Below are 22,103 nucleotides of genomic sequence, written 5' to 3' on the forward strand. Positions count from 1 at the left end.
AAAAAATCAAAGTGGAAACCAAGCATGAGCCACGACTATTCGACGATTGCCCGCGAGATTCTCGAGAACCTCGGGGGCAGCGACAACCTTGAGCAAGCTGCCCACTGCGTGACCCGCCTGCGCCTGGCGCTCAAGGACCCGAGCCGGGTCAACGGCAGCGCGCTGAACCAGGTCGATCTGGTCAAGGGTTCGTTCTTCACCGGTGGCCTGTTCCAGGTGGTGATCGGCCCCGGCGAAGTGGAAAAGGTCTATGCCGCCCTGCGCGAACAGACCGGCCTCGCCGCCGCCACCATCGCTGACGTGAAGAAGAAGGGCGCCGACAAGACCAACGCCATGCAGCGCCTGGTGCGGGTGTTCTCCGATGTGTTCATGCCGATCCTGCCCGCGTTGATCATCGCCGGCCTGTTGATGGGCGTGAACAACCTGATGGGCGCCAAGGGCATGTTCATCGAGGGCAAGACGCTGCTGGAGGCCTACCCGAACCTGGATGGCCTTTGGAGCCTGATCAACCTGATGGCTAACACCTCGTTTGTGTTCCTGCCGGCATTGGTGGGCTGGTCGGCAGCCAGGCGCTTTGGCGGCAGCGAAATCCTCGGCATCGTACTTGGCCTGATGCTGGTGCATCCGGACTTGCTCAACGCCTGGAACTACGGCAAGGCGGTCGCCGGTCTCGACGGCCAGAGCCTGCCGTACTTCGATATTTTCGGCTGGTTCCAGATTGAAAAAGTCGGCTACCAGGGGCAGATCCTACCGATCCTGATGGCCGCCTATGTGATGAGCGTGATCGAGAAATGGTTGCGGGCGCGAGTGCCCAACGCGATTCAACTGCTCGTCGTACCCATCACCACCATCGTCGTCACGGGTGTGTTGGCCCTGGCGATCATTGGCCCGGTGACCCGTCATCTCGGCATCCTGATCACAGAAGGCGTGGTCACGCTGTTTGACCTGGCTCCCATGGTCGGCGGGGCGATTTTCGGCCTGCTGTATGCACCGCTGGTGATCACCGGAATGCACCACATGTTCCTCGCCGTGGACCTGCAGCTTATTTCTACTCAGGGCGGCACCTTTATCTGGCCAATGATCGTCATGTCCAACCTGGCCCAGGGCAGCGCTGCGCTCGCGGTGTTCTACATGACCCGCAATGCGCGGGATAAGAGCATGGCGTCGACCTCGGCGATTTCGGCTTACTTCGGCATTACTGAGCCGGCGATGTTCGGGGTGAATTTGCGTTTCAAGTTTCCGTTCTATGCGGCCTTGGTGGGCTCGGGATTGGGCAGCATTTTCCTCGCGCTGAACAAGGTGCAGGCCTCGGCCATCGGGGTGGGAGGCTTGCCTGGGTTTATCTCGATCGTGCCGCAATCCATCGCGGTGTTTGTGATTGGCATGGTCATCGCGATGGTGGTGCCGTTTGTTTTGACCTGTGCGTTGAGCATGAAGATTGTTCGGCCTGGGTACAGGGTCGCCTGACCCGACGCCATCGCAGGCAAGCCAGCTTCCACATTTGAAACGCGTCCCGGGCTTGCCGGCGATGAGGCCCGAGAGGCCTGTACAAAAATCAACTGAAGGAACCCACCATGCAAGACTGGCAACACTCGGTGATCTACCAGATCTACCCCAAAAGCTTCCACAGCCACGCGGGTAACGCCACCGGTGACCTGCTGGGCATCGTGGACAAACTTGACTACCTCAAATGGCTGGGCGTCGACTGCCTGTGGATCACCCCGTTCCTGCGCTCGCCGCAACGGGACAACGGCTACGACATCAGCGACTACTACGCCATCGACCCCAGCTACGGGACCATGGCCGATTGCGACCTGCTGATCAGTGAAGCGGCCAAGCGCGGCATCAAGTTGATGCTGGATATCGTGGTCAACCACACCTCGATCGAACACGAATGGTTCCAGCAGGCGCGCAGCAGCCTCGATAACCCTTACCGCGACTTCTACATCTGGCGCGACCAGCCGAACAACTGGGAATCCAAGTTCGGCGGCTCGGCCTGGGAATACGAGGCGCAAACCGGACAGTACTTCCTGCACCTGTTCGACCACACCCAGGCCGACCTGAATTGGGACAACCCCAAGGTGCGCGCCGAAGTGTTCAAGCTGATGCGCTTCTGGCGCGACAAGGGCGTGGGCGGTTTCCGCCTGGACGTGATCAACCTGATCTCCAAGCCTGCCGATTTCCCCGAGGACACCAGCGACGGTCGGCGCTTCTACACCGATGGCCCGAACGTGCACGACTACCTGCAGGAAATGCACCGCGAAGTGTTCGAAGGGCATGACCTGATCAACGTCGGCGAGATGTCGTCCACCAGCCTCGAACACTGCATCCGCTACTCACGGCCTGAGTCGAAAGAGCTGTCGATGACCTTCAACTTTCATCACCTGAAGGTCGATTACCCGAACCTGCAGAAGTGGGTGAAGGCTGACTTCGACTTCTTGCAGCTCAAGCAGATTTTCTCCGACTGGCAACTGGGCATGCAGGCCGGTGGCGGCTGGAACGCGCTGTTCTGGTGTAACCACGACCAGCCACGGGTGGTCTCGCGCTTCGGCAATGACGGTGAGCATCGGGGGATCTCGGCCAAGATGCTGGCGACCGCGCTGCACTTCCTCCAGGGCACGCCGTTTGTGTACCAGGGCGAAGAGCTGGGCATGACCAATCCGGGCTTCGACAGGATCGAGCAGTACCGCGATGTAGAGACCCTGAACATCTTCCGGCTCAAGCGCGATGCGGGTGAGTCCGAGGCGTCGAGCATGGCCGCGATCATGCAGAAGTCCCGCGACAACGGCCGCACGCCGATGCAGTGGAATGCCGGGGCGAACGCGGGTTTCAGCAGGGGGGAGCCGTGGATAGGGATCCCGGCCAATGCGGCGCAGATCAATGTCGAGAGCCAGTTGGACGACCCGGATTCGGTGCTGCATCACTACCGTGCGCTGATCGCGTTGCGCCGCCATGAGCCGCTGATCCAGGAAGGCGTTTATCGCCAACTGTTGCAAGAGCATTTGCAGGTCTGGGCGTACCTGCGTGAGGGCCATGGCGAACGCCTGCTGGTGTTGAACAACTTCTACGGCACGCCCTGCGAAATCCAACTGCCGGATGGCGTCATCAACTCGGCCAGCGAGCAGCGCCTGCTGATCAGCAACTACCCCGACTGCCAGCACCGCAACGCCACCGTCGCACTGCGCCCCTATGAATCCTTCGTCCTGCACCTGAAAGACTGAAACAACGCGCCCCTGTAGGAGCCGGCTTGCCGGCGATAGCGCCCTCAAGACCGCTATCGCCCTGCGGACTGCTATCGCCGGCAAACCGGCGCCTACAAGGGATCGTGTCGAGCAAAAAAGTAAGAAAACAATAAAAATAAAAGGAGCGTTTCATGAGAACAACAATAAAGCTGGGCCTCGTTGCGTCTTGCCTGGGCTTGCCCTTTGGCGCTCAAGCACTGGAATTTGCCGGTTACTTGCGCAGCGGCGCAGGCACTTCAACCGGTAGCGGCCCACAGCAGTGTTTCCAACTGCCGGGGGCGCAAACCAAATACCGCCTGGGTAACGAATGCGAACAATACGCCGAACTGGAGCTGCGCCAAGACCTGCTCACCCTGGACGACGGCTCGGTGCTCAGCGTCGATGCAATGGCGTCGCTCTATAACAAATACGACCGCGAGCTGAAGTTCCAAGGCGAGAACAACGGCACCGCGCGCATGCCGCAGATGTATGCGCAGTGGTCCAACCTGCCAGCGCTCAATGGCGGTTCGGTATGGGCCGGTCGGCGTTACTACAAACGTAACGACATCCATATCTCCGACTTCTACTACTGGAACCAGAGCGCCACGGGCGGTGGTATCGAGGACGTGCTGATCGGCGACCTCAAATACAGCTACGCGATTTCGCGCAAGGACAACCTGTACCAGAAGGAATACGCCACCCGTCACGACTTCAACGTCGCGGGCTTCAAGACCAACCCTGGCGGCGAGCTGGAACTGGGCCTGAGCCACATCGAAAAAGCCGGCGGGCGTGACACCCACAGCGGCTGGGCGATCACTGCGCAGCACGTGCAAAAACCTTTCCTCGGCGGCAAGAACAAGTTCGCCTTGCAGTACGGCGAAGGCCCCGGCACCGGCCTGGGCTACACCGGCAATACCTTCCTGGACAACAGCAGCAAAAGTTACCGCGCCGTGGAGTTTTTCGACTGGCAGGTGACGCCGCGTTTTGGTGGGCAGGTCGAGGCGGTGTACCAGAAAGACATTCGCCCAGGCTCAAGCGACCAGACCTGGATGTCCATCGGTGTGCGCCCGGCGTATGCCATCAGCGAGCAGTTCAAACTGGTCACCGAACTTGGGCATGATCAGGTCGACGCCACCGGCGGTACACGCAAACTGAGCAAATTTACCTTCGCCCCGACCTGGTCACCCAAAGGCCCGGAATTCTGGGCGCGGCCGGAGGTGCGCTTGTACTACACCTATGCAACCTGGAACGAAGCGGCCAAGCGTGCGGCGAATGAATTGGCGGCGGGGTCGGCGTTGTCTGATACCGGCTCCTATGGCACGGCGCGGCATGGGTCGAACTTTGGCGTGCAGGTTGAGTACTGGTGGAAGTAATCCTTCCTCCACTCAATGATATCTACAGAACAAAACAACAGGTGAAGTCATGACCACAACTCAACCCCTGGAATTGCTGGCGCCCTTGTCGGGTGTGCTGCTGGCGCTGGACAAGGTGCCGGACCCGGTTTTCTCCAGCCGCCTGATCGGCGATGGCCTGTGCATCGACCCCACGTCGCAGGCGCTCTGCGCGCCGCTGGCCGGGGTGATCAGCAATATCCAGGACAGTGGGCATGCGGTCAGTGTCACCGACGACAACGGCGTCCAGGTGCTGATGCATATCGGCCTGGACACCGTGAACCTGGCGGGCCAGGGTTTCACCCGATTGGTGCAGGAAGGCCAGCGGGTGGAGGCCGGGCAGCCGTTGATCGAATTCGATGCCGACTACGTGGCACTCAACGCACGCAGTTTGCTGACCTTGATGCTGGTGGTCAGCGGCGAGCCCTTCAGCCTGTTGGCGGACGGCCTGGTGGAAATGGGCCAGCCGCTGTTGCAGTTATCCCCACGTGCGGTCGTGGAAGCAGCGGACGACGAGGAGGGCGATGCATTGTTCTCCAAGCCGCTGACCTTGCCCAACGCCAACGGCCTGCATGCCCGCCCGGCAGCGGTATTTGCCCAGGCGGCGAAAGGTTTCAACGCCAGCATTTACCTGCACAAGCAAACCCAGAGCGCCAACGCCAAATCGCTGGTGGCGATCATGGCGTTGCAAACCGTGCAGGGCGATACCTTGCAAGTGAGCGCGGCGGGCGAGGACGCCGAGGCGGCGATCAAGGCGCTGGTGGTCTTGTTGGCCGAAGGCTGTGGCGAGGTAGTGGCAAGCATTGCCGAGCCGGTCGCAACGCAGTCGCCGGCAACCTTGCTGCGGGGCGTGTGTGCGTCACCGGGCTCGGCGTTTGGTCAGGTCGTTCAAGTGACCGAACCGGAGCTGATCATCACGGCGCAAGGCATGGATGAAGCAACAGAACGCGCTGCTTTGACGCGCGGCTTGCTCGCCGCCACTGAAGCATTGCAGGTGTTGCAGGACAAGGCGGCTGGCAGCGCTCAGGCCGAGATTTTTCGCGCGCATCAGGAGTTGCTCGAAGACCCGACCTTGCTGGAACATGCCCACCGCCTACTGGCTGAAGGCAAGAGTGCCGCGTTTGCCTGGAACAGCGCGACGCTCGCGACCATCAAGCTATTCCAGGGGTTGGGCAACGCGCTGATCGCTGAGCGTGCGGCAGACTTGGCGGACGTCGGCCAGCGCGTGCTGAAACTGATCCTGGGCATCCAAGACAGCGCCTGGGAGTTGCCGGAGCGCGCGATCCTGATCGCCGAACAACTGACGCCTTCACAGACCGCCAGCCTGGACACACGCAAGGTGCTGGGGTTTGTCACTGTTGGTGGTGGTGCGACCAGCCACGTCGCAATCCTCGCTCGTGCCCTGGGCCTGCCGGCTATCTGCGGTGTTTCGGCTCAGGTGTTGGCGGTGGCCAATGGCAAGCAGGTGCTGCTCGACGCCGACAAAGGCGAGCTGCACCTCGACCCGAACCTGGCCGAAATCGAGCAGCTGGACGTTGCGCGTAAGCAACAGGTGCTCCGCCATCAGCGCGATGTGGCGCAGGCGTCGTTACCCGCCACTACCCGCGATGGTCATCATGTTGAAGTCACTGCCAACGTGGCTTCGTTGCAGGAAGTCGAGCAATCCTTGGCCCTCGGCGGCGAAGGCGTCGGCCTGCTGAGATCGGAGTTCCTGTATCTGGATCGCAACCGTGCCCCAAGTCCCGACGAACAGGCAGCGACCTACACCGCGATCGCCCGTGCCCTGGGCACCGAGCGCAACCTGGTGGTGCGCACCCTCGACGTGGGTGGCGACAAACCCTTGGCCTATGTGCCGATGGACGCCGAGACCAACCCCTTCCTCGGTCTGCGCGGCATCCGTTTGTGCCTGGAACGCCCGGAACTGCTGCGCGAACAATTCCGCGCGATCCTCGCCAGCGCCGGCTTTGCACGGCTGCACATCATGTTGCCGATGATCAGCCTGCTGTCGGAACTGCACCTGGCGCGCAGGATCCTTGAAGAGGAAGCGTTGGCGCTGGGGCTCATTGAGTTGCCAAAGCTGGGCATCATGATTGAAGTGCCGTCCGCCGCGCTGATGGCGGATGTGTTCGCGCCCCATGTGGATTTCTTCTCTATCGGCACCAACGACCTGACCCAATACACGCTCGCCATGGACCGCGACCACCCGCGCCTGGCCAGTCAGGCCGATAGCTTCCATCCGGCGGTATTGCGCCTGATTGCCGCCACGGTCAAGGCCGCCCACGCCCATGGCAAGTGGGTGGGTGTGTGCGGCGCGTTGGCGTCCGAGGCGCTGGCGGTACCCGTATTGATCGGGCTGGGCGTGGACGAGTTGTCGGTCAGCGTGCCGTTGATCCCCACCATCAAAGCCACCGTGCGCGAGCTGGACCTGGCTGACTGCCAGATCATCGCCCGCCAGGTCCTGGGCCTGGAAGAAGCCGCCCAGGTGCGTGAGGCCTTGCGCCAATATCACGCGGCCACCGTAGAAACCTCACCTGTCGTGGAGCACTGAGTATGTTCGAGAAATTGCAGCGGGCGTTCTGGAAGGCCCTGACGCCGGATTTGATTGCCGAGACGGTCACTGCGCCGACGCAGAGCCTGCTGTCGGCCGAGGTGCTGAACGCGTTGGGAGGGGCGGATAACCTCAAGTCGCAGCAGCGTGTGGCGCTGACGCGGGTGCGGGTGCAGTTGCAGGATGTGGCGAAGGTGGATGCTACGGCGTTGAAAGTAGCGGGTGTTCCGGCAGTGATGGTACTCGCCGGCGGCGTTGTACACCTGATCACTGGCCTGTCCCCACACCTGTAGGAGCCCGGCTTGCCGGCGATGGGGCCCTTGAAATCGCATCGCCGGCAAGCCGGGCTCCTACAAGAGCGGGATAGGGGGTCAGAGCTGCGGGTTATCTTCTGGCGGCTTGGTCTTGTCCACACCCGGCACATGCAAGTTGCCTTCGACCACCTGGTTGCCCTCCAGCTGCGGCTGGGTCACCCAGGTGAGGATGTCGTAGTAGCGGCGGATGTTCGCTACGAAGTGCACCGGCTCCCCACCACGGGCATAGCCATAGCGGGTCTTGCTGTACCACTGCTTCTGCGACAGGCGCGGCAGCATCTTCTTTACGTCCAGCCACTTGTTCGGGTTCAGGCCTTCACGTTTGGCCAAAGTGCGGGCGTCTTCCAGGTGACCGGTGCCGACGTTGTAGGCGGCGAGGGCAAACCAGGTGCGATCCGGCTCGGCAATGCTGTCGTCCAATTCATCCTTGATCTTGGCCAGGTACTTGGCGCCACCCATGATGCTTTGCTTGGGGTCCAGGCGGTTGGACACGCCCATCGCCTGGGCGGTGTTCTGGGTCAGCATCATCAGGCCGCGCACGCCGGTCTTGGAGGTGACGGCGGGTTGCCACAGTGACTCCTGATAGCCGATGGCTGCCAGCAGGCGCCAATCGACCTTTTCTTCCTTGGCGTAGGCGCGGAAGTGCTTCTCGTACTTGGGCAAACGCTGCTGCAGATGCTGGGCGAAGGTGTAGGCGCCTACATAACCCAGAACATCGACATGCCCGTAGTAGCGGTCTTTCAGACGCTGCAACGTGCCGTTCTTCTCGACTTTATCCAGGTAACTGTTGATCTCGTTAAGCAGGCTGTTGTCTTCACCGGCAGCCACGGCCCAGCTCTGGTTGCTGGCATTGCCCAGGTCGAACGCCACGCGCACGTTGGGGAAGTACACCTGGTTCATCGCCACTTCGTTGGAGTCCACCAGGGTCAGGTCGATTTGCCCCTCGTCCACCATGCGCAGCAGGTCGACGACCTCAACGGCGTCGGATTCTTCGTATTCAATTGCAGGATTCTGCTTTTTAAGCGCTGCCAGCTGCTCGGCGTGGGTGCTGCCCTTGAGTACCATGATCTTCTTGCCCACCAGGTCCGCCGCATTGGTGGGGCGCGACTGGCCGTTGCGGTAGATGATCTGCGGGGTGACTTCTAGATAAGGGTGGGAGAAACGCACCTGTTGCTGGCGCTGTTCGCTGCTGACCAGGCCGGCCGCCGCGAGGACCGGGCCGTTGGGTTTGCCCAGCTGGCCGAACAGGTCGTCGAGGTTGTCGGCAGTCTCGATCTCCAGCTTCACGCCCAGGTCGTCGGCGAAGCGCTTGACCAGTTCGTATTCGAAACCGGTTTCACCGTTGCGGTCCTGGAAATAAGTCGCCGGGCTGTTCCGGGTGACCACCCGCAATACGCCATCCTCCTTGATTCGCTCGAGCGTGCTGGGTTTATCAACACAGGCGCTGAGCATCAGGAAGAGTCCGGTGGCGATGAGCCATTTGGCGCATCGCGGGCGCAAAGCAGTTGGGGAGAACATCTGCGCAGTATACGCAAACGGCCCACGGCGCCATATCTCGACAGCGCGGGTCTTGTCTGCTAGCGCCGGTAAAACTGTGCTGCAGCCCGCAGAAACGCGGCTTGGCGAGGGATTGTGACGGTTAAAATAACTGCGCCGAATACCCTGCTCACCCTCACGAAAGGGGCGTAATCCAGCCAACTGACGTCCGGCAGCAGCCACCGGTAGCGTTTCGGGTGCCGTTGGCGGCGGTTTACGCTAGAATGCACGGCCTCAAAGCACACCCCCTTCCCGAGGCTGTCCCGAAGATGTTGATCCTGCGCGGCGCTCCTGCCCTTTCTGCCTTTCGCCACAGCAAACTCCTTGAGCAACTGAGCCAAAAGGTTCCAGCTGTTACAGGCCTGTACGCTGAATTTGCTCACTTCGCCGACGTTACCGGCGTGTTGACCGCCGACGAACAGCAAGTGCTGGCACGCCTTCTGAAGTACGGCCCAAGCGTTCCGGTTCAAGAGCCTAACGGCCGCTTGTTCCTGGTTCTGCCGCGGTTCGGCACCATCTCGCCCTGGTCGAGCAAGGCCAGCGATATCGCCCGCAACTGTGGCCTGGACAAAATCCAGCGCCTGGAGCGTGGTATCGCTTTCTACGTCGCCGGCCAGTTCAGCGATGCCGAAGCCGAGCTGATCGCCAGCAGCCTGCATGACCGCATGACCCAGATCATCGTCAGCCAGCTGGAACAGGCTGCTGGCCTGTTCAGCCACGCCGAGCCCAAGCCGCTGACCGCGATTGACGTGCTCGGCGGTGGCCGCGCCGCCCTCGAGAAGGCCAACACCGAACTGGGCCTGGCCCTGGCCGAAGACGAGATCGACTACCTGGTCAACGCCTTCAACGGCTTGAAGCGCAATCCGCACGACATCGAACTGATGATGTTTGCCCAGGCCAACTCCGAGCACTGCCGTCACAAGATCTTCAACGCCAGTTGGGACATCGACGGCGAAAGCCAGGAAAAAAGCCTGTTCGGCATGATCAAGAACACCTACGTGATGCACAGCGAAGGCGTTCTTTCTGCTTATAAGGACAACGCCTCGGTCATCGTCGGCTCCGTCGCCGGCCGTTTCTTCCCGGACCCTGAGACCCGCCAGTACGGCGCGGTGCAGGAGCCGGTGCACATCCTGATGAAGGTTGAAACCCACAACCACCCGACTGCGATTGCCCCGTTCCCGGGTGCAGCCACCGGTTCCGGCGGCGAAATCCGTGACGAAGGTGCTACCGGCCGAGGCGCCAAGCCAAAGGCGGGCCTCACCGGTTTCACCGTGTCCAACCTGCAGATCCCAGGCTTTGAACAGCCATGGGAAGTGCCATACGGCAAGCCTGAGCGCATCGTCACCGCGCTGGACATCATGATCGAAGGCCCGCTGGGCGGCGCCGCGTTCAACAACGAATTCGGGCGTCCGGCGCTGACCGGTTACTTCCGTACCTTCGAACAATCCATCACCACCCCGCGTGGCGATGAAGTGCGCGGCTACCACAAGCCAATCATGTTGGCCGGCGGCATGGGTAACATCCGTGAAGAACACGTCAAGAAAGGCGAGATCCTGGTCGGCTCCAAGCTGATCGTGCTCGGCGGCCCGGCGATGTTGATCGGCCTGGGCGGCGGCGCGGCTTCCTCCATGGCCACCGGCACCAGCTCGGCAGACCTGGACTTCGCTTCCGTACAGCGCGAAAACCCAGAGATGGAGCGTCGCTGCCAGGAAGTCATCGACCGTTGCTGGCAGTTGGGTGACAAGAACCCGATCAGCTTCATCCACGACGTCGGCGCCGGTGGTCTGTCCAACGCCTTCCCGGAACTGGTCAACGATGGCGACCGTGGTGGCCGTTTCGAACTGCGCAACATTCCTAACGACGAGCCGGGCATGGCCCCGCACGAAATCTGGAGCAACGAATCCCAGGAGCGCTACGTTCTGGCAGTCGGCGCTGAAGACTTCGCACGCTTCCAGGCCATCTGCGAACGCGAGCGTTGCCCGTTTGCGGTAGTCGGCGAAGCCACTGCCGAGCCACAGCTGACGGTTACCGACAGCCACTTCGGCAACAGCCCGGTGGACATGCCGCTGGAAGTGCTGCTGGGCAAAGCCCCGCGCATGCACCGTTCGGCGGTCCGTGAAGCCGAGCTGGGCGATGACTTCGACCCAAGCACACTGGAACTGGCCGACAGCATCGAACGCGTACTGCACCACCCGGCCGTGGCGAGCAAAAGCTTCCTGATCACCATCGGCGACCGCACCATCACTGGCCTGGTGGCCCGTGACCAAATGGTCGGCCCGTGGCAGGTTCCGGTGGCTGACGTTGCCGTCACCGCCACCAGCTTCGACGTCTACACCGGTGAAGCCATGGCCATGGGCGAGCGTACACCGCTGGCCCTGCTGGACGCTCCGGCGTCGGGCCGCATGGCCATTGGTGAAACCCTTACCAACATCGCCGCTTCGCGCATTGGCAAGCTGTCCGACATCAAGTTGTCGGCCAACTGGATGTCGGCAGCGGGTCACCCAGGCGAAGATGCACGCTTGTACGACACCGTCAAAGCGGTCGGCATGGAGCTGTGTCCGGAACTGGGTATCACCATTCCGGTGGGCAAGGACTCCATGTCCATGGCCACCCGCTGGAACGAAGACGGCACCGACAAGAGCGTCACCTCGCCGCTGTCGCTGATCGTCACCGGTTTCGCACCGGTCACCGACATCCGCCAGACCCTGACCCCGCAACTGCGCATGGACAAGGGCACCACCGACCTGATCCTGATCGACCTGGGCCGTGGCCAGAACCGCATGGGCGCCTCGATCCTGGCGCAGACCCATGGCAAGCTCGGCAAGCAGGCACCGGACGTCGATGACGCCGAAGACCTCAAAGCCTTCTTCGCCGTGATCCAGGGCTTGAACGCCGACGGCCACCTGCTGGCTTACCACGACCGTTCCGACGGTGGTTTGCTGACCAGCGTTGTCGAGATGGCCTTCGCCGGTCACTGCGGCCTGAACATCGTGCTCGACAGCGTTGCCGAGGATGCTGCCGAAATCAACGGCATCTTGTTCAACGAAGAGTTGGGCGCGGTGATCCAGGTTCGCCAGGACGCTACCCCGGATGTACTCGCCCAATTCAGCGCCGCTGGCCTGGACGACTGCGTGGCGGTGATCGGCCAGCCGATCAACAATGGCGAGATCAACATCTCGTTCAACGGCGACACGGTATTTGCTGGCCAGCGTCGTCTGCTGCAACGCCAGTGGGCCGAGACCAGCTACCAGATCCAACGCCTGCGTGACAACGCCGACTGCGCCGAGCAGGAATTCGACGTGATCCTGGAAGAAGACAACCCGGGCCTGAGCACCAAGCTCAGCTTCGACGTCAACCAGGACATCGCCGCGCCTTACATCAAGAAAGGCATTCGCCCACAGGTTGCCGTACTGCGTGAGCAGGGCGTTAACGGCCAGGTGGAAATGGCAGCCGCGTTCGACCGCGCCGGCTTCAATGCGATCGACGTGCACATGAGCGACATCCTCGCCGGTCGCGTTGACCTCAATGAGTTCAAAGGCCTGGTGGCCTGCGGTGGTTTCTCTTACGGCGACGTGCTGGGTGCCGGTGAAGGCTGGGCCAAGTCGGCCCTGTTCAACAGCCGTGCCCGCGATGCGTTCCAAGGCTTCTTCGAGCGCAACGACAGCTTCACCCTGGGTGTGTGCAACGGTTGCCAGATGATGTCCAACCTCAGCGAACTGATCCCGGGCAGCGAGTTCTGGCCGCACTTCGTGCGTAACCGTTCCGAGCAGTTCGAAGCCCGTGTCGCCATGGTGCAGGTGCAGGAATCCAACTCGATCTTCCTGCAAGGCATGGCCGGTTCGCGCATGCCAATTGCCATCGCCCACGGTGAAGGCCATGCCGAGTTCGAAAGCGAAGAAGCCTTGCTCGAAGCCGACCTGTCCGGTTGCGTGGCCATGCGTTTCGTCGACAACCACGGCAAGGTCACCGAGACCTACCCGGCCAACCCGAACGGCTCGCCGCGTGGGATCACCGGCCTCACCAGCCGCGACGGTCGCGTGACCATTATGATGCCGCACCCGGAGCGTGTATTCCGCGCCGTGCAGAACTCGTGGCGTCCGGAAGAGTGGAACGAAGACGGCGCCTGGATGCGCATGTTCCGCAACGCCCGCGTTTGGGTGAACTAAGGCAATGTACAAGCTCAGCTTCTTTGTGCCCGACAGCCATGTGGAGACGGTGAAAACCGCCGTCTTTGCCGCTGGCGGCGGGCGCATCGGCAACTACGACAGCTGCGCCTGGCAAGTGCTGGGCCAGGGCCAATTCCGCGCGTTGGACGGCAGCCAGCCGTTTATCGGGCAGGTGGGCCAGGTTGAAGTGGTTGAAGAATGGAAGGTTGAGCTGGTGGTGGCGGACGAGTTGATCGTGGCTGTAGTGGCTGCTTTGAAACTGAGTCACCCATATGAGACGCCGGCGTATGAGGTGTGGCAGTTGGCGGATTTTTGATTCGTCGGCTGTGAAAACAAGAAACCCGCTGGGCCAGTTTGGCCAGCGGGTTTTTTGTTGGCTGTGAAGGCCCATGGGCTAAAACAGTCACTACATTTCTAAACGCTGGCGCCGACCTCACGGCCACTGACCAGTCGCTCCAGCGCCTCACCCAACCCCGATGCCTTGTCACCAATCAACAGGTGCCAAACACCATTGTCGAGTTGGCTCACACCCTGGCAGCCCAACGCAGTCAGGTCCGCTTCAGACAACACCGAATCATCCCCCAATTCCACCCGCAGCCGGGTCATTGCCACGGCGTCCAGTTGGCGAACATTGCCTCGGCCACCCAAGGCATTCAGCCATTTCTCGGCCTCTTGCACATTCACTGCTACGGGCTTATCCACAGGCGCCAGCTGCACGGGTGCACTGGCAACAAACGAAGGCATGGCCAAGCGAATCTCATCGGCAATGCTGTCTGCCATCGGCCCGACCACCACCTGCAAACTGCCGCCGTTACCTGGCCGGACGACCGCCATGGCACCCAGGGCTTTCAGCTCCGCGTCCACTGCTTTGTTGCGATCCACCATGTCCAACCGCAGGCGCGTGGTGCAGGCGCCGACGCTCAGCAGATTCTCCGCGCCGCCCAGCGCCTGGATGTAAGCCGTGGCCCGCTGGTTATCACTCATCACTTCGGCCTGGACCACCTGGATATCTTCACGCCCCGGCGTTTTGAGGTTGAAGCGACGAATGCAGTAGTTGAACACGCTGTAGTAGATCAGCGCATAGGCCAGGCCGACCGGGAATACCAGCCAGCCGTTGGTGGACTTGCCCCAACCCAGCACCATGTCGATAAACCCACCGGAGAAGGTAAAGCCCAGGTGGATATTCAGCATATTGGTGACCGCCATCGACAGGCCGGTCAGCACCGCGTGGATCAGGTACAGGAACGGCGCGAGGAACATGAACGCGAACTCAATCGGCTCGGTCACTCCGGTCAGGAACGAGGTCAGCGCCATCGACAGGAAAATCCCGCCCATCACTTTGCGGCGCTCGGGCAAGGCGTTGCGGTACATCGCCAGGCACGCGGCAGGCAGGCCGAACAGCATCACCGGGAACATGCCGGTCATGAACTGGCCGCCTTTGGGGTCGCCAGCGAAGTAGCGGGTCAGGTCGCCCGTCACCACTGCGCCGGTGGCCGGATCGGTAAAGGTGCCGAACACAAACCACGCCATGTTGTTGAGGATGTGGTGCAGGCCGGTGACGATCAGCAGGCGGTTGAACACGCCGAACACAAAGGCGCCCAGGCTGCCGCTTTCCATCAGCAGCACGCCAAAGCTGTTGATGCCGTGCTGGATCGGCGGCCAGATCAGCCCGAAGATCACGCCCAAGGCGACTGCCGAGAAACCCGTGACAATCGGCACAAACCGCCGGCCACCAAAGAACGCCAGGTACTCCGGTAGCTTGATGTCCTTGAAGCGGTTGTACAGCCCGCCCGCCATCAGGCCGCTGGCGATACCGGCAAGCATGCCCATGTTGATGGACGTGTCCATCACCTTGAGCGTGGAGACCATCACCAGGTAACCAATCGCCCCGGCCAGGCCCGCCGTGCCGTTGTTGTCGCGGGCGAAACCCACGGCAATGCCGATGGCGAAGATCAGCGCCAGGTTGGCGAAGATCGCCTGCCCGGCGTCGTGCATCACCGCGATGTTCAAAAGATCGGTGTCGCCCAGGCGCAGCAACAGGCCGGCGATCGGCAGGATTGCGATCGGCAGCATCAGTGCGCGGCCCAGGCGTTGCAGGCCCTCGATGAAATGTTGGTACATGGCGTGTCTCCTTTTGTTGTTGTTATCAGCTCAGCGGCCAGTGGTGTTGACAGGCTTGGCGAACGGCCTTGGCGCTGCTCAGGTCGAGCAGCCCGAGGCTCAGTTGCCGGCAGTGCGCCGCGTCCAAATGGCGGACGCGGTCCTTGATTTCTCCGATCTGCAGCGGGCTCACCGACAGCTCGCCGACCCCCAGGCCGACCAGCACTGGCGTGGCCAGCGGGTCGGAGGCGAGGGCGCCACACACGCCGACCCAGCGCCCTTGTTTTGCAGCGCCCGCGCAGGTCTGGGCGATCAGCCGCAGCAGCGCCGGGTGCAAGGCATCGACCCGTGCGGCAAGGCCGGCGTGGTCGCGGTCCATGGCCAGGGTGTACTGGGACAGGTCATTGGTGCCGATGGACAGGAAGTCCGCGTGCTTGGCCAACTGCTCGGCCATCAGCGCGGCGGCGGGCACTTCGATCATCACGCCCAGTTCGGGGCGCTGGGTCAGTTCCAGCTCCACGCACAACTCATCCAAACGCTGGCGGATCTGCAGCAGCTCATCCACTTCACTGACCATCGGCAGCAGGATGCGGCAGCGCTCCAGTGGGGAGACCTGCAGTAGCGCGCGCAGTTGCTGGTCGAGCAGTTCCGGGCGCACCTGGGCCATGCGGATACCGCGCAGGCCCAGCACCGGGTTGGCTTCGACGGACAGTGGCAGGTAGTCGAGTTGCTTGTCGCCGCCCACGTCGATGGTGCGGATGATCACTGACTTGTCGCCCATGGCATCCAGCACGGCTTGGTAGGCGTGGCGTTGTTCCTGCTCGTCCGGTGCGGTACGGCGGTCGACGAAGAGGAATTCGGTGCGCAGCAGGCCGACGCCATCGGCACCGTTTTCAAACGCCACCTGGGCTTCGGCACTGGACGCGACATTGGCGGCCACTTCGATGGTCACGCCATCGCTGGTGCGCGCCGGCTGTTGAGCCTGGGCCTGTTGCTGCTGGCGACGCAGTTTCTGCGCGTCACGAATCTGGTGCACTTCGGCGTGGCGCGCGTCGCTGGGTGCCAGTTCCAGGCGGCCGTTGGCGGCGTCCAGGACCACACGTTGGCCTTGGGGCACATCGAGGACTTCGGCACCCAACGCCACCACGCAGGGCAAGCCCTTGCCGCGAGCCAGGATCGCCACGTGAGAGGTGGCACCGCCTTCGGCCATGCAAATGCCCACGGCCTGTTGCGCGCTGAGTTGCAGCAGGTCTGAGGGGGTCAGTTCATGGGCGCTTACAATCGACCCTGCGGGCAATTCGAAATGCCAGGCTTCACCCAGCAACGCACGCAGTACCCGTTGTTGCAAATCACGCAGATCGTTGGCGCGTTCGGCAAACAGTGGTTTACCCAGGGCCAGTAACACCGCGCATTGCGCCTGGATTGCATCGCGCCAAGCGTGAGTCGCTGCGCTGCCTTTTTCGATGGAGCCGGTCGCGGCTTCCAGCAGGTTAGGATCTTCCATCAGCGCGAGGTGGGCGGCGAAGATGTCTTCTTCCTCGACGTTCTTGCGTTGGCGCGCTTGCTCCAGAGTCATGCGAATTTCGCTGCGCACTTGCTCCAGGGCGGTGTCCAGGCGTTGCAGTTGTTCGTCGGCAGCATGGTGGCCGGCGTCTGCCGGCAATTCGATACCCGTCAGGCGGAACAGCGGCCCGCATACGAGACCCGGAGCAGCACACACACCTTGCAACACGCCGGCTTCGGTGTTGGCTCGGCGTGGGGTGGCAACGACGGGGGGGTAGTGTTCTTCCTTGATGGCGGCGGACAAGGCCGCGACCAGTGCCTGCAACGCCGCCTCCGCATCCTTGCCGCGACAGCTCACATGCACTTCATCCCCTTCGCCAATACCCAGTCCCATCAAGCCAATCAAGCTGTCACACGAAGCTGATTTATCACCGAAATGCAGCTGTGCCTGGCTGCTGAAACCCTGGGCCGTCTTGCGGATCAACGCCGCCGGACGCGCATGCAAACCACCGCGATGCGTGATGCGCACGCTGGCGCTGACTTCAGCGTCCGAGTTATCCACAGCGGTTTGAACCGCTGCCGCCGAACGCGCCACGACCTGCAACAACGGCTCGCCGACCTTGATCGATTGCCCGGCTACCGAACGCAATTCGAAACGATCGCCATTGGTCAGGATGATCAGGCTGATCAAGCTCTTGCACTGACGCGCAATGCGGTCCAGGTCAAACTGAACCAATGCTTGCCCCTTGCTCACCTTCGCGCCTTCCTTCACCAGCAAGGCAAAGCCTTCGCCGTTCAGTTCCACCGTATCGATGCCCACATGCATCAACACCTCGGCACCGTTCTCGGCGCGAATTGTCAGGGCGTGCCCGGTGCGTGCGACATGGATGATCACGCCGTCACAGGGTGCATGCAGGCAATCGTTCAGGGGGTCGATGGCAATACCATCGCCCATGGCGTGGCTTGCGAACACTTCATCAGGAACGTCGCCCAGGGTCAGCACGGGCCCGCTTAACGGGGCGCTGAGGGTCAATTCATTATTGTTGTAGGACATGGGCACGGTACTCATCAGGAAAACGCCACTCAGTGAGTGCGGGTAACTTTGCTCAGGTGACGCGGCTGGTCCGGGTCCATGCCCCGGGCTTGCGCCAATCCTGCCGCCATCACGTAGAAACTCTGGATCGCCAGGATCGGGTCCAGGGTCGGGTGTTCGGCGCGGCTCAGGGTCAGGTCGCGCTCGGCGATGTCGTCCGGCGCAGCCAGCAATACACGGGCGCCGCGCTGGCGCATGTCGGCGGCCAGGCTCAGCAGGCCGGCTTGCTCGGCGCCGCGCGGGGCGAAGACCAGCAGGGGATAGTTGTCGCCAATCAGGGCCATCGGTCCGTGACGCACTTCAGCGCTGCTGAAGGCTTCGGCCTGGATCGCCGAGGTTTCCTTGAGCTTGAGTGCCGCTTCCTGGGCGATGGCGAAACCGGCGCCGCGACCGATGACCATTAATTGCTGGCAGTCGCGCAGGGCGTCGATGGCAACCGTCCAATCTTGCTGGGCGGCGGCACGCAGGTCATCGGGCAGGGCGCGGCAGGCTTGCAGCAACTCGGTTTCCTGGTTCCAGTGGCCAATCAGCTGCGCGCTGGCGCTGAGGGTGGCGATGAAGCTTTTGGTCGCGGCCACACTGTGTTCCGGCCCGGCGCACAGCGGCACATGGAATTCGCAGGCGGCTTCCAGCGGCGAGTCTTCGGCGTTGACCAGCGAAATGCTCAGGGCTCCGCGTTTGCGAAGCAGACGCAGGCTGTTCACCAAGTCCGGACTTTGCCCCGACTGGGAGAAACCAAATACGACCTGGCCGCTGACTTTCATCGGCGCTTGCAGCAGGGTCACTACCGACATCGGCAACGACGCCACCGGAATGCCGACGTGCTGCATGGTCAGGTAGGCGAAATAGCTGGCGGCATGGTCCGAGCTGCCCCGGGCGATGGTCATCGCCACCTGCGGCGGCTGACGGCGCAGGCGGCCGGCGATTTCTTCCAGCGCCGGGTCCAGGCGTTGCAGTTGGGCGGCCACGGCGTCGCAGGAGGCCAGGGCCTCTTCAAGCATTTTTGAAGTCAATGGTGTCTCCTTCGACCATTACGTCGGTGAGTGTCAGGGAGCGGTCCAGGCGCACGCAGTCGGCAAAGCTGCCGGGTTGCAGGCGGCCGCGTTCTTCCAGGCCCAGGTAGTCCGCAGGAAATTGCGACAGGCGTTGTGAGGCTTCGCTGATGGGCAGGCCGATCTTCACCAGGTTGCGCAGCGCCTGGTCCATGGTCAGCGTGCTGCCGGCCAGGGTGCCGTCGGCCAGGCGCACGCCGCCCAGGCATTTGGTCACGGTGTGGCTGCCCAGCTTGTATTCACCGTCGGGCATGCCGGCGGCGGCGGTGGAGTCGGTGACGCAATACAGGCATGGGATCGAGCGCAACGCCACGCGCATGGCACCGGGGTGAACGTGGAGCAGATCCGGGATCAGTTCGGCGTATTTGGCGTGGGCCAACGCGGCACCGACGATGCCCGGCTCGCGGTGATGCAACGGGCTCATCGCGTTGTACAAATGGGTAAAGCTGGTGGCGCCGGCGGCGAGGGCGGCGACGCCTTCTTCGTAGCTGCCCAGGGTGTGGCCGATCTGCATGCGCACGCCGCGTTCGCTGAGGGCGCGGATGAGGGCGTCGTGGCCGGCGATTTCCGGCGCGATGGTGATCACGCGGATTGGCGCCAGGCGCAGGTAGGCTTCCACTTCGGCCATCAACGCGGTGTGGGCGAAGTTGGGTTGGGCGCCGAGTTTTCCGGGATTGATGTAGGGCCCTTCCAGGTGCACGCCGAGCACACGGGCGCTGCCGGTAGGACGTTGCTCGCAGAACGTGCCGAGCTGGCCGAGCACGCTGGAGATTTCCTCCACCGGAGCCGTCATGGTGGTGGCCAGCAACGAGGTGGTACCAAAGCGCACATGGGTGCGAGTGATCGTCTCGAAGGCATCGCGGCCTTCCATGATGTCCGCGCCGCCACCGCCGTGCACATGCAGGTCGATAAAGCCCGGCAGCAGGTAGGGCAACTCGTTTTCAGCCGGGTCGCAGGGCGTGCCTTCGATGGCGACCACCTTGCCGTGCGCGTGCACCAGGCGGCCGCGAATCCAGCCGTTGGGCGTGAGGATGTTGTCTTCGGACATGGGCAGTTCTCTAAATTCGCAGTTCAGCGGAATAGTCGTGGCGACGCAGTTCTGCGACGAAGTCGTAGTAGTCGTTGCGGCAGTAGGTGTCGGTGATTTCGATGGGGGTGTTGTCGGCGGTGTAGCCGACCCGGGTCATCAGCAGCATGGCGGTGCCGGGGGCGATGCCCACCAGCTTGGCGAACTCATCCGAGGCATTGATCGCCTGGATATGCTGCAGGGCGCGTACCACCGGTTTGCCGATGCCTTCCAGGTATTCGTACAGCGAGTGGCCGATGGCTTGTGGCTGTGGCAGCACCGAGGCGGGCATGGTGGTCATTTCAATTGCCATCACCGTGTCATCCGCCTTACGCAAGCGCTTGAGGCGAGCCACTTTGTCGGCGGGCGACAGGCCCAGGCGGATCATCTCTTCGTGGGTCGGCTGGGTCAGTTCACGCTCCAGCCATTGGGAGCTGGGCACAAAACCCTTGAGCCGCAGCATTTCGCTGAACCCCGACAGGCGCGACAGCGGCTGTTCCAAGCGTGGCGAAATGTAGGTGCCGGAACCTTGGTTGCGGCGGATCAGCCCTTGGGCAAACAACACTTCCAACGCCTTGCGTGCGGTGACGCGCGAAATGCTCAATTGCTCGCTGAGTACGCGTTCTGACGGCAGTGCCTGCTCGGACGTCCACTGGCCGGCATGGATCGCCGCTTCCAGTTTGCGCGCCAATTGCAGGTACAGCGGCGTGGATTGTTTGTCGTCGGGGCGCAAGGCCAGGATGGGATTCATCGTTAAGGTTTCCGATGCGGTTATTGGAGTGTTGTCGCCCGGTATGGGCCGGAAATTAATACCACTTAAATACCATGTCAATGCAGTCAAAATGGTGCAGGCATTGGTTTTAGGGCCCTGTAATGGGGCTTGGTATCAAGTGGTATTAGAGAGGTCTTTATCGCGCGCAGAACTGCGCAGCCCGCGGGGGTGAACTGGTATTCACCGGCGGGCGCGGGGCAGGGCAGGAATTTTCTTCGAATTATTTTACGAACGGTACGAGATTACGGACGAATCTCGATGAGGGTGCCGTCCTTGACCAGGTTCCACACTTCGCGCATGTCCACGTTGCGCATGCCGATACAGCCGTCGGTCCAGTCCAGGGTGTGGAACCACTGTTCCGGGTAGTCCTCGGTGTCGGGCGTGCCGTGGATCATGATCATGCTGCCGGGCTTCACGCCTTCGCGGCGGGCGCGGGCGGCGTCGCTGATGTTTGGGTAGGAGATGTGCATGGCCAGGTTGAAGCGGTCGCTGGTCTTGCGCCAGTCGATCCAGTACAGGCCCTCTGGCGTGCGGCGGTCGCCTTCGATCAGCTTGTGGCCCTTGGGGTTCTTGCCCAGGGAAATGCGGTAGGTCTTGAACGGCTTGCCGTCGTTGATCAACTGCAACTGGTGGGCGGACTTGAGCACCAGCACTTTCTCGACCGTTTTACCGCCCAGGGTCTGCACCGTGGCGGCTGGCGCCAGTGTGGCGAACGACAGGCAGAGCAGTGCAAGCCACCAACGCATCAAGACAGGTATCCCTTGGGTCATGGCGCGGGCTTGCCCATGGGTGGCACGGCCTCGCTGCGCACCGGGAACGACTGTTGCCTGCGGTCGGCGAAAAAGTATTCCAGGGTACGTCCGACCGTGCGGAAAGCCAGTTCGGACCACGGGATGTCGGCTTCGTCGAACAGCTGGACTTCCAGGCTTTCGGGGCCGGCGGCGAAGTCGAGGTCGAGCAGGTCGGCGCGGTAGAAAATATGTACCTGGTTGATATGCGGTACGTCGATCAGCGTGTAGATGCTCAGGTTGTGCACGCGGGCGCAGGCTTCTTCCAGGGTTTCGCGCATGGCGGCCTGCTCCACGGTCTCACCGTTTTCCATGAAGCCCGCGGGCAGGGTCCAGTAACCCAGGCGTGGCTCGATGGCGCGACGGCACAGCAGCACTTTATCGCCCCACACCGGTACGGTGCCGGCGACGATGTTGGGGTTCTGGTAGTGGATGGTCGAGCAGTGATCACACACAAAGCGTAGGCGGCCGTCGCCTTCGGGGATGCGCTGGGTAACCGGTTTACCGCACTGGCTGCAGAAATTCATGCTGGGGTTCCTGGAAAGTGCGCCTA

General features: G+C 62.2%; 15 protein-coding genes. 7 read left to right on the forward strand and 8 right to left on the reverse strand.

Features of this window, described 5'->3' with window-relative positions:
* The first annotated feature begins 24 nt into the window (after positions 1-24).
* From treP to AC0IYN_RS16140, 5 genes are all read left to right on the forward strand, one after another.
* A complete protein-coding gene (gene treP, locus AC0IYN_RS16120) occupies positions 25-1,467 on the forward strand; it encodes a PTS system trehalose-specific EIIBC component (RefSeq protein WP_471842321.1) in 1,443 nt (480 codons plus the stop codon).
* 107 nt (positions 1,468-1,574) lie between these two features.
* Positions 1,575-3,221, forward strand: a complete 1,647-nt coding sequence (gene treC / locus AC0IYN_RS16125) for an alpha,alpha-phosphotrehalase (RefSeq protein ID WP_471842322.1) — start codon at positions 1,575-1,577, stop codon at positions 3,219-3,221.
* 152 nt (positions 3,222-3,373) lie between these two features.
* A complete protein-coding gene (locus AC0IYN_RS16130; protein WP_457267318.1) occupies positions 3,374-4,594 on the forward strand; it encodes a maltoporin in 1,221 nt (406 codons plus the stop codon).
* Between the two features lie 49 nt (positions 4,595-4,643).
* Entirely contained in the window at positions 4,644-7,160 is a 2,517-nt protein-coding gene (gene ptsP, locus AC0IYN_RS16135) for a phosphoenolpyruvate--protein phosphotransferase (protein ID WP_471842324.1), read from the forward strand.
* A 2-nt stretch (positions 7,161-7,162) separates the two neighbouring features.
* Positions 7,163-7,453, forward strand: a complete 291-nt coding sequence (locus AC0IYN_RS16140; RefSeq protein ID WP_457240132.1) for a PTS sugar transporter subunit IIB — start codon at positions 7,163-7,165, stop codon at positions 7,451-7,453.
* Between the two features lie 78 nt (positions 7,454-7,531).
* Here AC0IYN_RS16140 and mltF read toward each other — a convergent pair whose 3' ends face one another.
* Entirely contained in the window at positions 7,532-8,992 is a 1,461-nt protein-coding gene (mltF, locus tag AC0IYN_RS16145; RefSeq protein ID WP_406598662.1) for a membrane-bound lytic murein transglycosylase MltF, read from the reverse strand.
* 287 nt (positions 8,993-9,279) lie between these two features.
* Here mltF and purL point away from each other — a divergent pair, with 287 nt between their 5' ends.
* Both purL and AC0IYN_RS16155 read left to right on the forward strand, forming a co-directional pair.
* Complete coding sequence (gene purL, locus AC0IYN_RS16150; RefSeq protein WP_406598661.1) at positions 9,280-13,176, forward strand: phosphoribosylformylglycinamidine synthase; 3,897 nt, start codon at positions 9,280-9,282, stop codon at positions 13,174-13,176.
* Between the two features lie 4 nt (positions 13,177-13,180).
* Complete coding sequence (locus tag AC0IYN_RS16155) at positions 13,181-13,492, forward strand: YqfO family protein (protein WP_015885716.1); 312 nt, start codon at positions 13,181-13,183, stop codon at positions 13,490-13,492.
* A 98-nt stretch (positions 13,493-13,590) separates the two neighbouring features.
* On the opposite strand, the gene nagE is transcribed toward AC0IYN_RS16155, so the two are convergent.
* From nagE to AC0IYN_RS16190, 7 genes are all read right to left on the reverse strand, one after another.
* Positions 13,591-15,297, reverse strand: a complete 1,707-nt coding sequence (nagE, locus tag AC0IYN_RS16160) for an N-acetylglucosamine-specific PTS transporter subunit IIBC (RefSeq protein WP_406598660.1) — start codon at positions 15,295-15,297, stop codon at positions 13,591-13,593.
* 25 nt (positions 15,298-15,322) lie between these two features.
* Positions 15,323-17,833, reverse strand: a complete 2,511-nt coding sequence (gene ptsP / locus AC0IYN_RS16165) for a phosphoenolpyruvate--protein phosphotransferase (RefSeq protein ID WP_471844793.1) — start codon at positions 17,831-17,833, stop codon at positions 15,323-15,325.
* Positions 17,834-17,862: 29 nt separating this feature from the next.
* Positions 17,863-18,885, reverse strand: coding sequence for an SIS domain-containing protein (locus tag AC0IYN_RS16170; RefSeq protein WP_406598659.1), 1,023 nt, complete (start codon positions 18,883-18,885; stop codon positions 17,863-17,865).
* Positions 18,866-19,972 (reverse strand): N-acetylglucosamine-6-phosphate deacetylase, encoded by a 1,107-nt coding sequence (gene nagA / locus AC0IYN_RS16175; protein WP_406598658.1) that lies wholly within the window; start codon positions 19,970-19,972, stop codon positions 18,866-18,868. Before nagA ends, AC0IYN_RS16170 begins: the two co-directional genes overlap by 20 nt.
* Positions 19,973-19,982: 10 nt before the next feature.
* On the reverse strand, positions 19,983-20,741 hold the full coding sequence (locus tag AC0IYN_RS16180) for a GntR family transcriptional regulator (RefSeq protein ID WP_016977704.1): 759 nt from the start codon (positions 20,739-20,741) through the stop codon (positions 19,983-19,985).
* 263 nt (positions 20,742-21,004) lie between these two features.
* Positions 21,005-21,508, reverse strand: a complete 504-nt coding sequence (locus AC0IYN_RS16185) for a L,D-transpeptidase family protein (RefSeq protein WP_078050079.1) — start codon at positions 21,506-21,508, stop codon at positions 21,005-21,007.
* Between the two features lie 20 nt (positions 21,509-21,528).
* Positions 21,529-22,077: an NUDIX hydrolase gene (locus AC0IYN_RS16190; protein ID WP_252992998.1), complete on the reverse strand. Its 549-nt coding sequence runs from the start codon at positions 22,075-22,077 to the stop codon at positions 21,529-21,531.
* Positions 22,078-22,103: the final 26 nt, after the last annotated feature.

It is taken from the genome of Pseudomonas sp. AC112 (assembly GCF_979253545.1).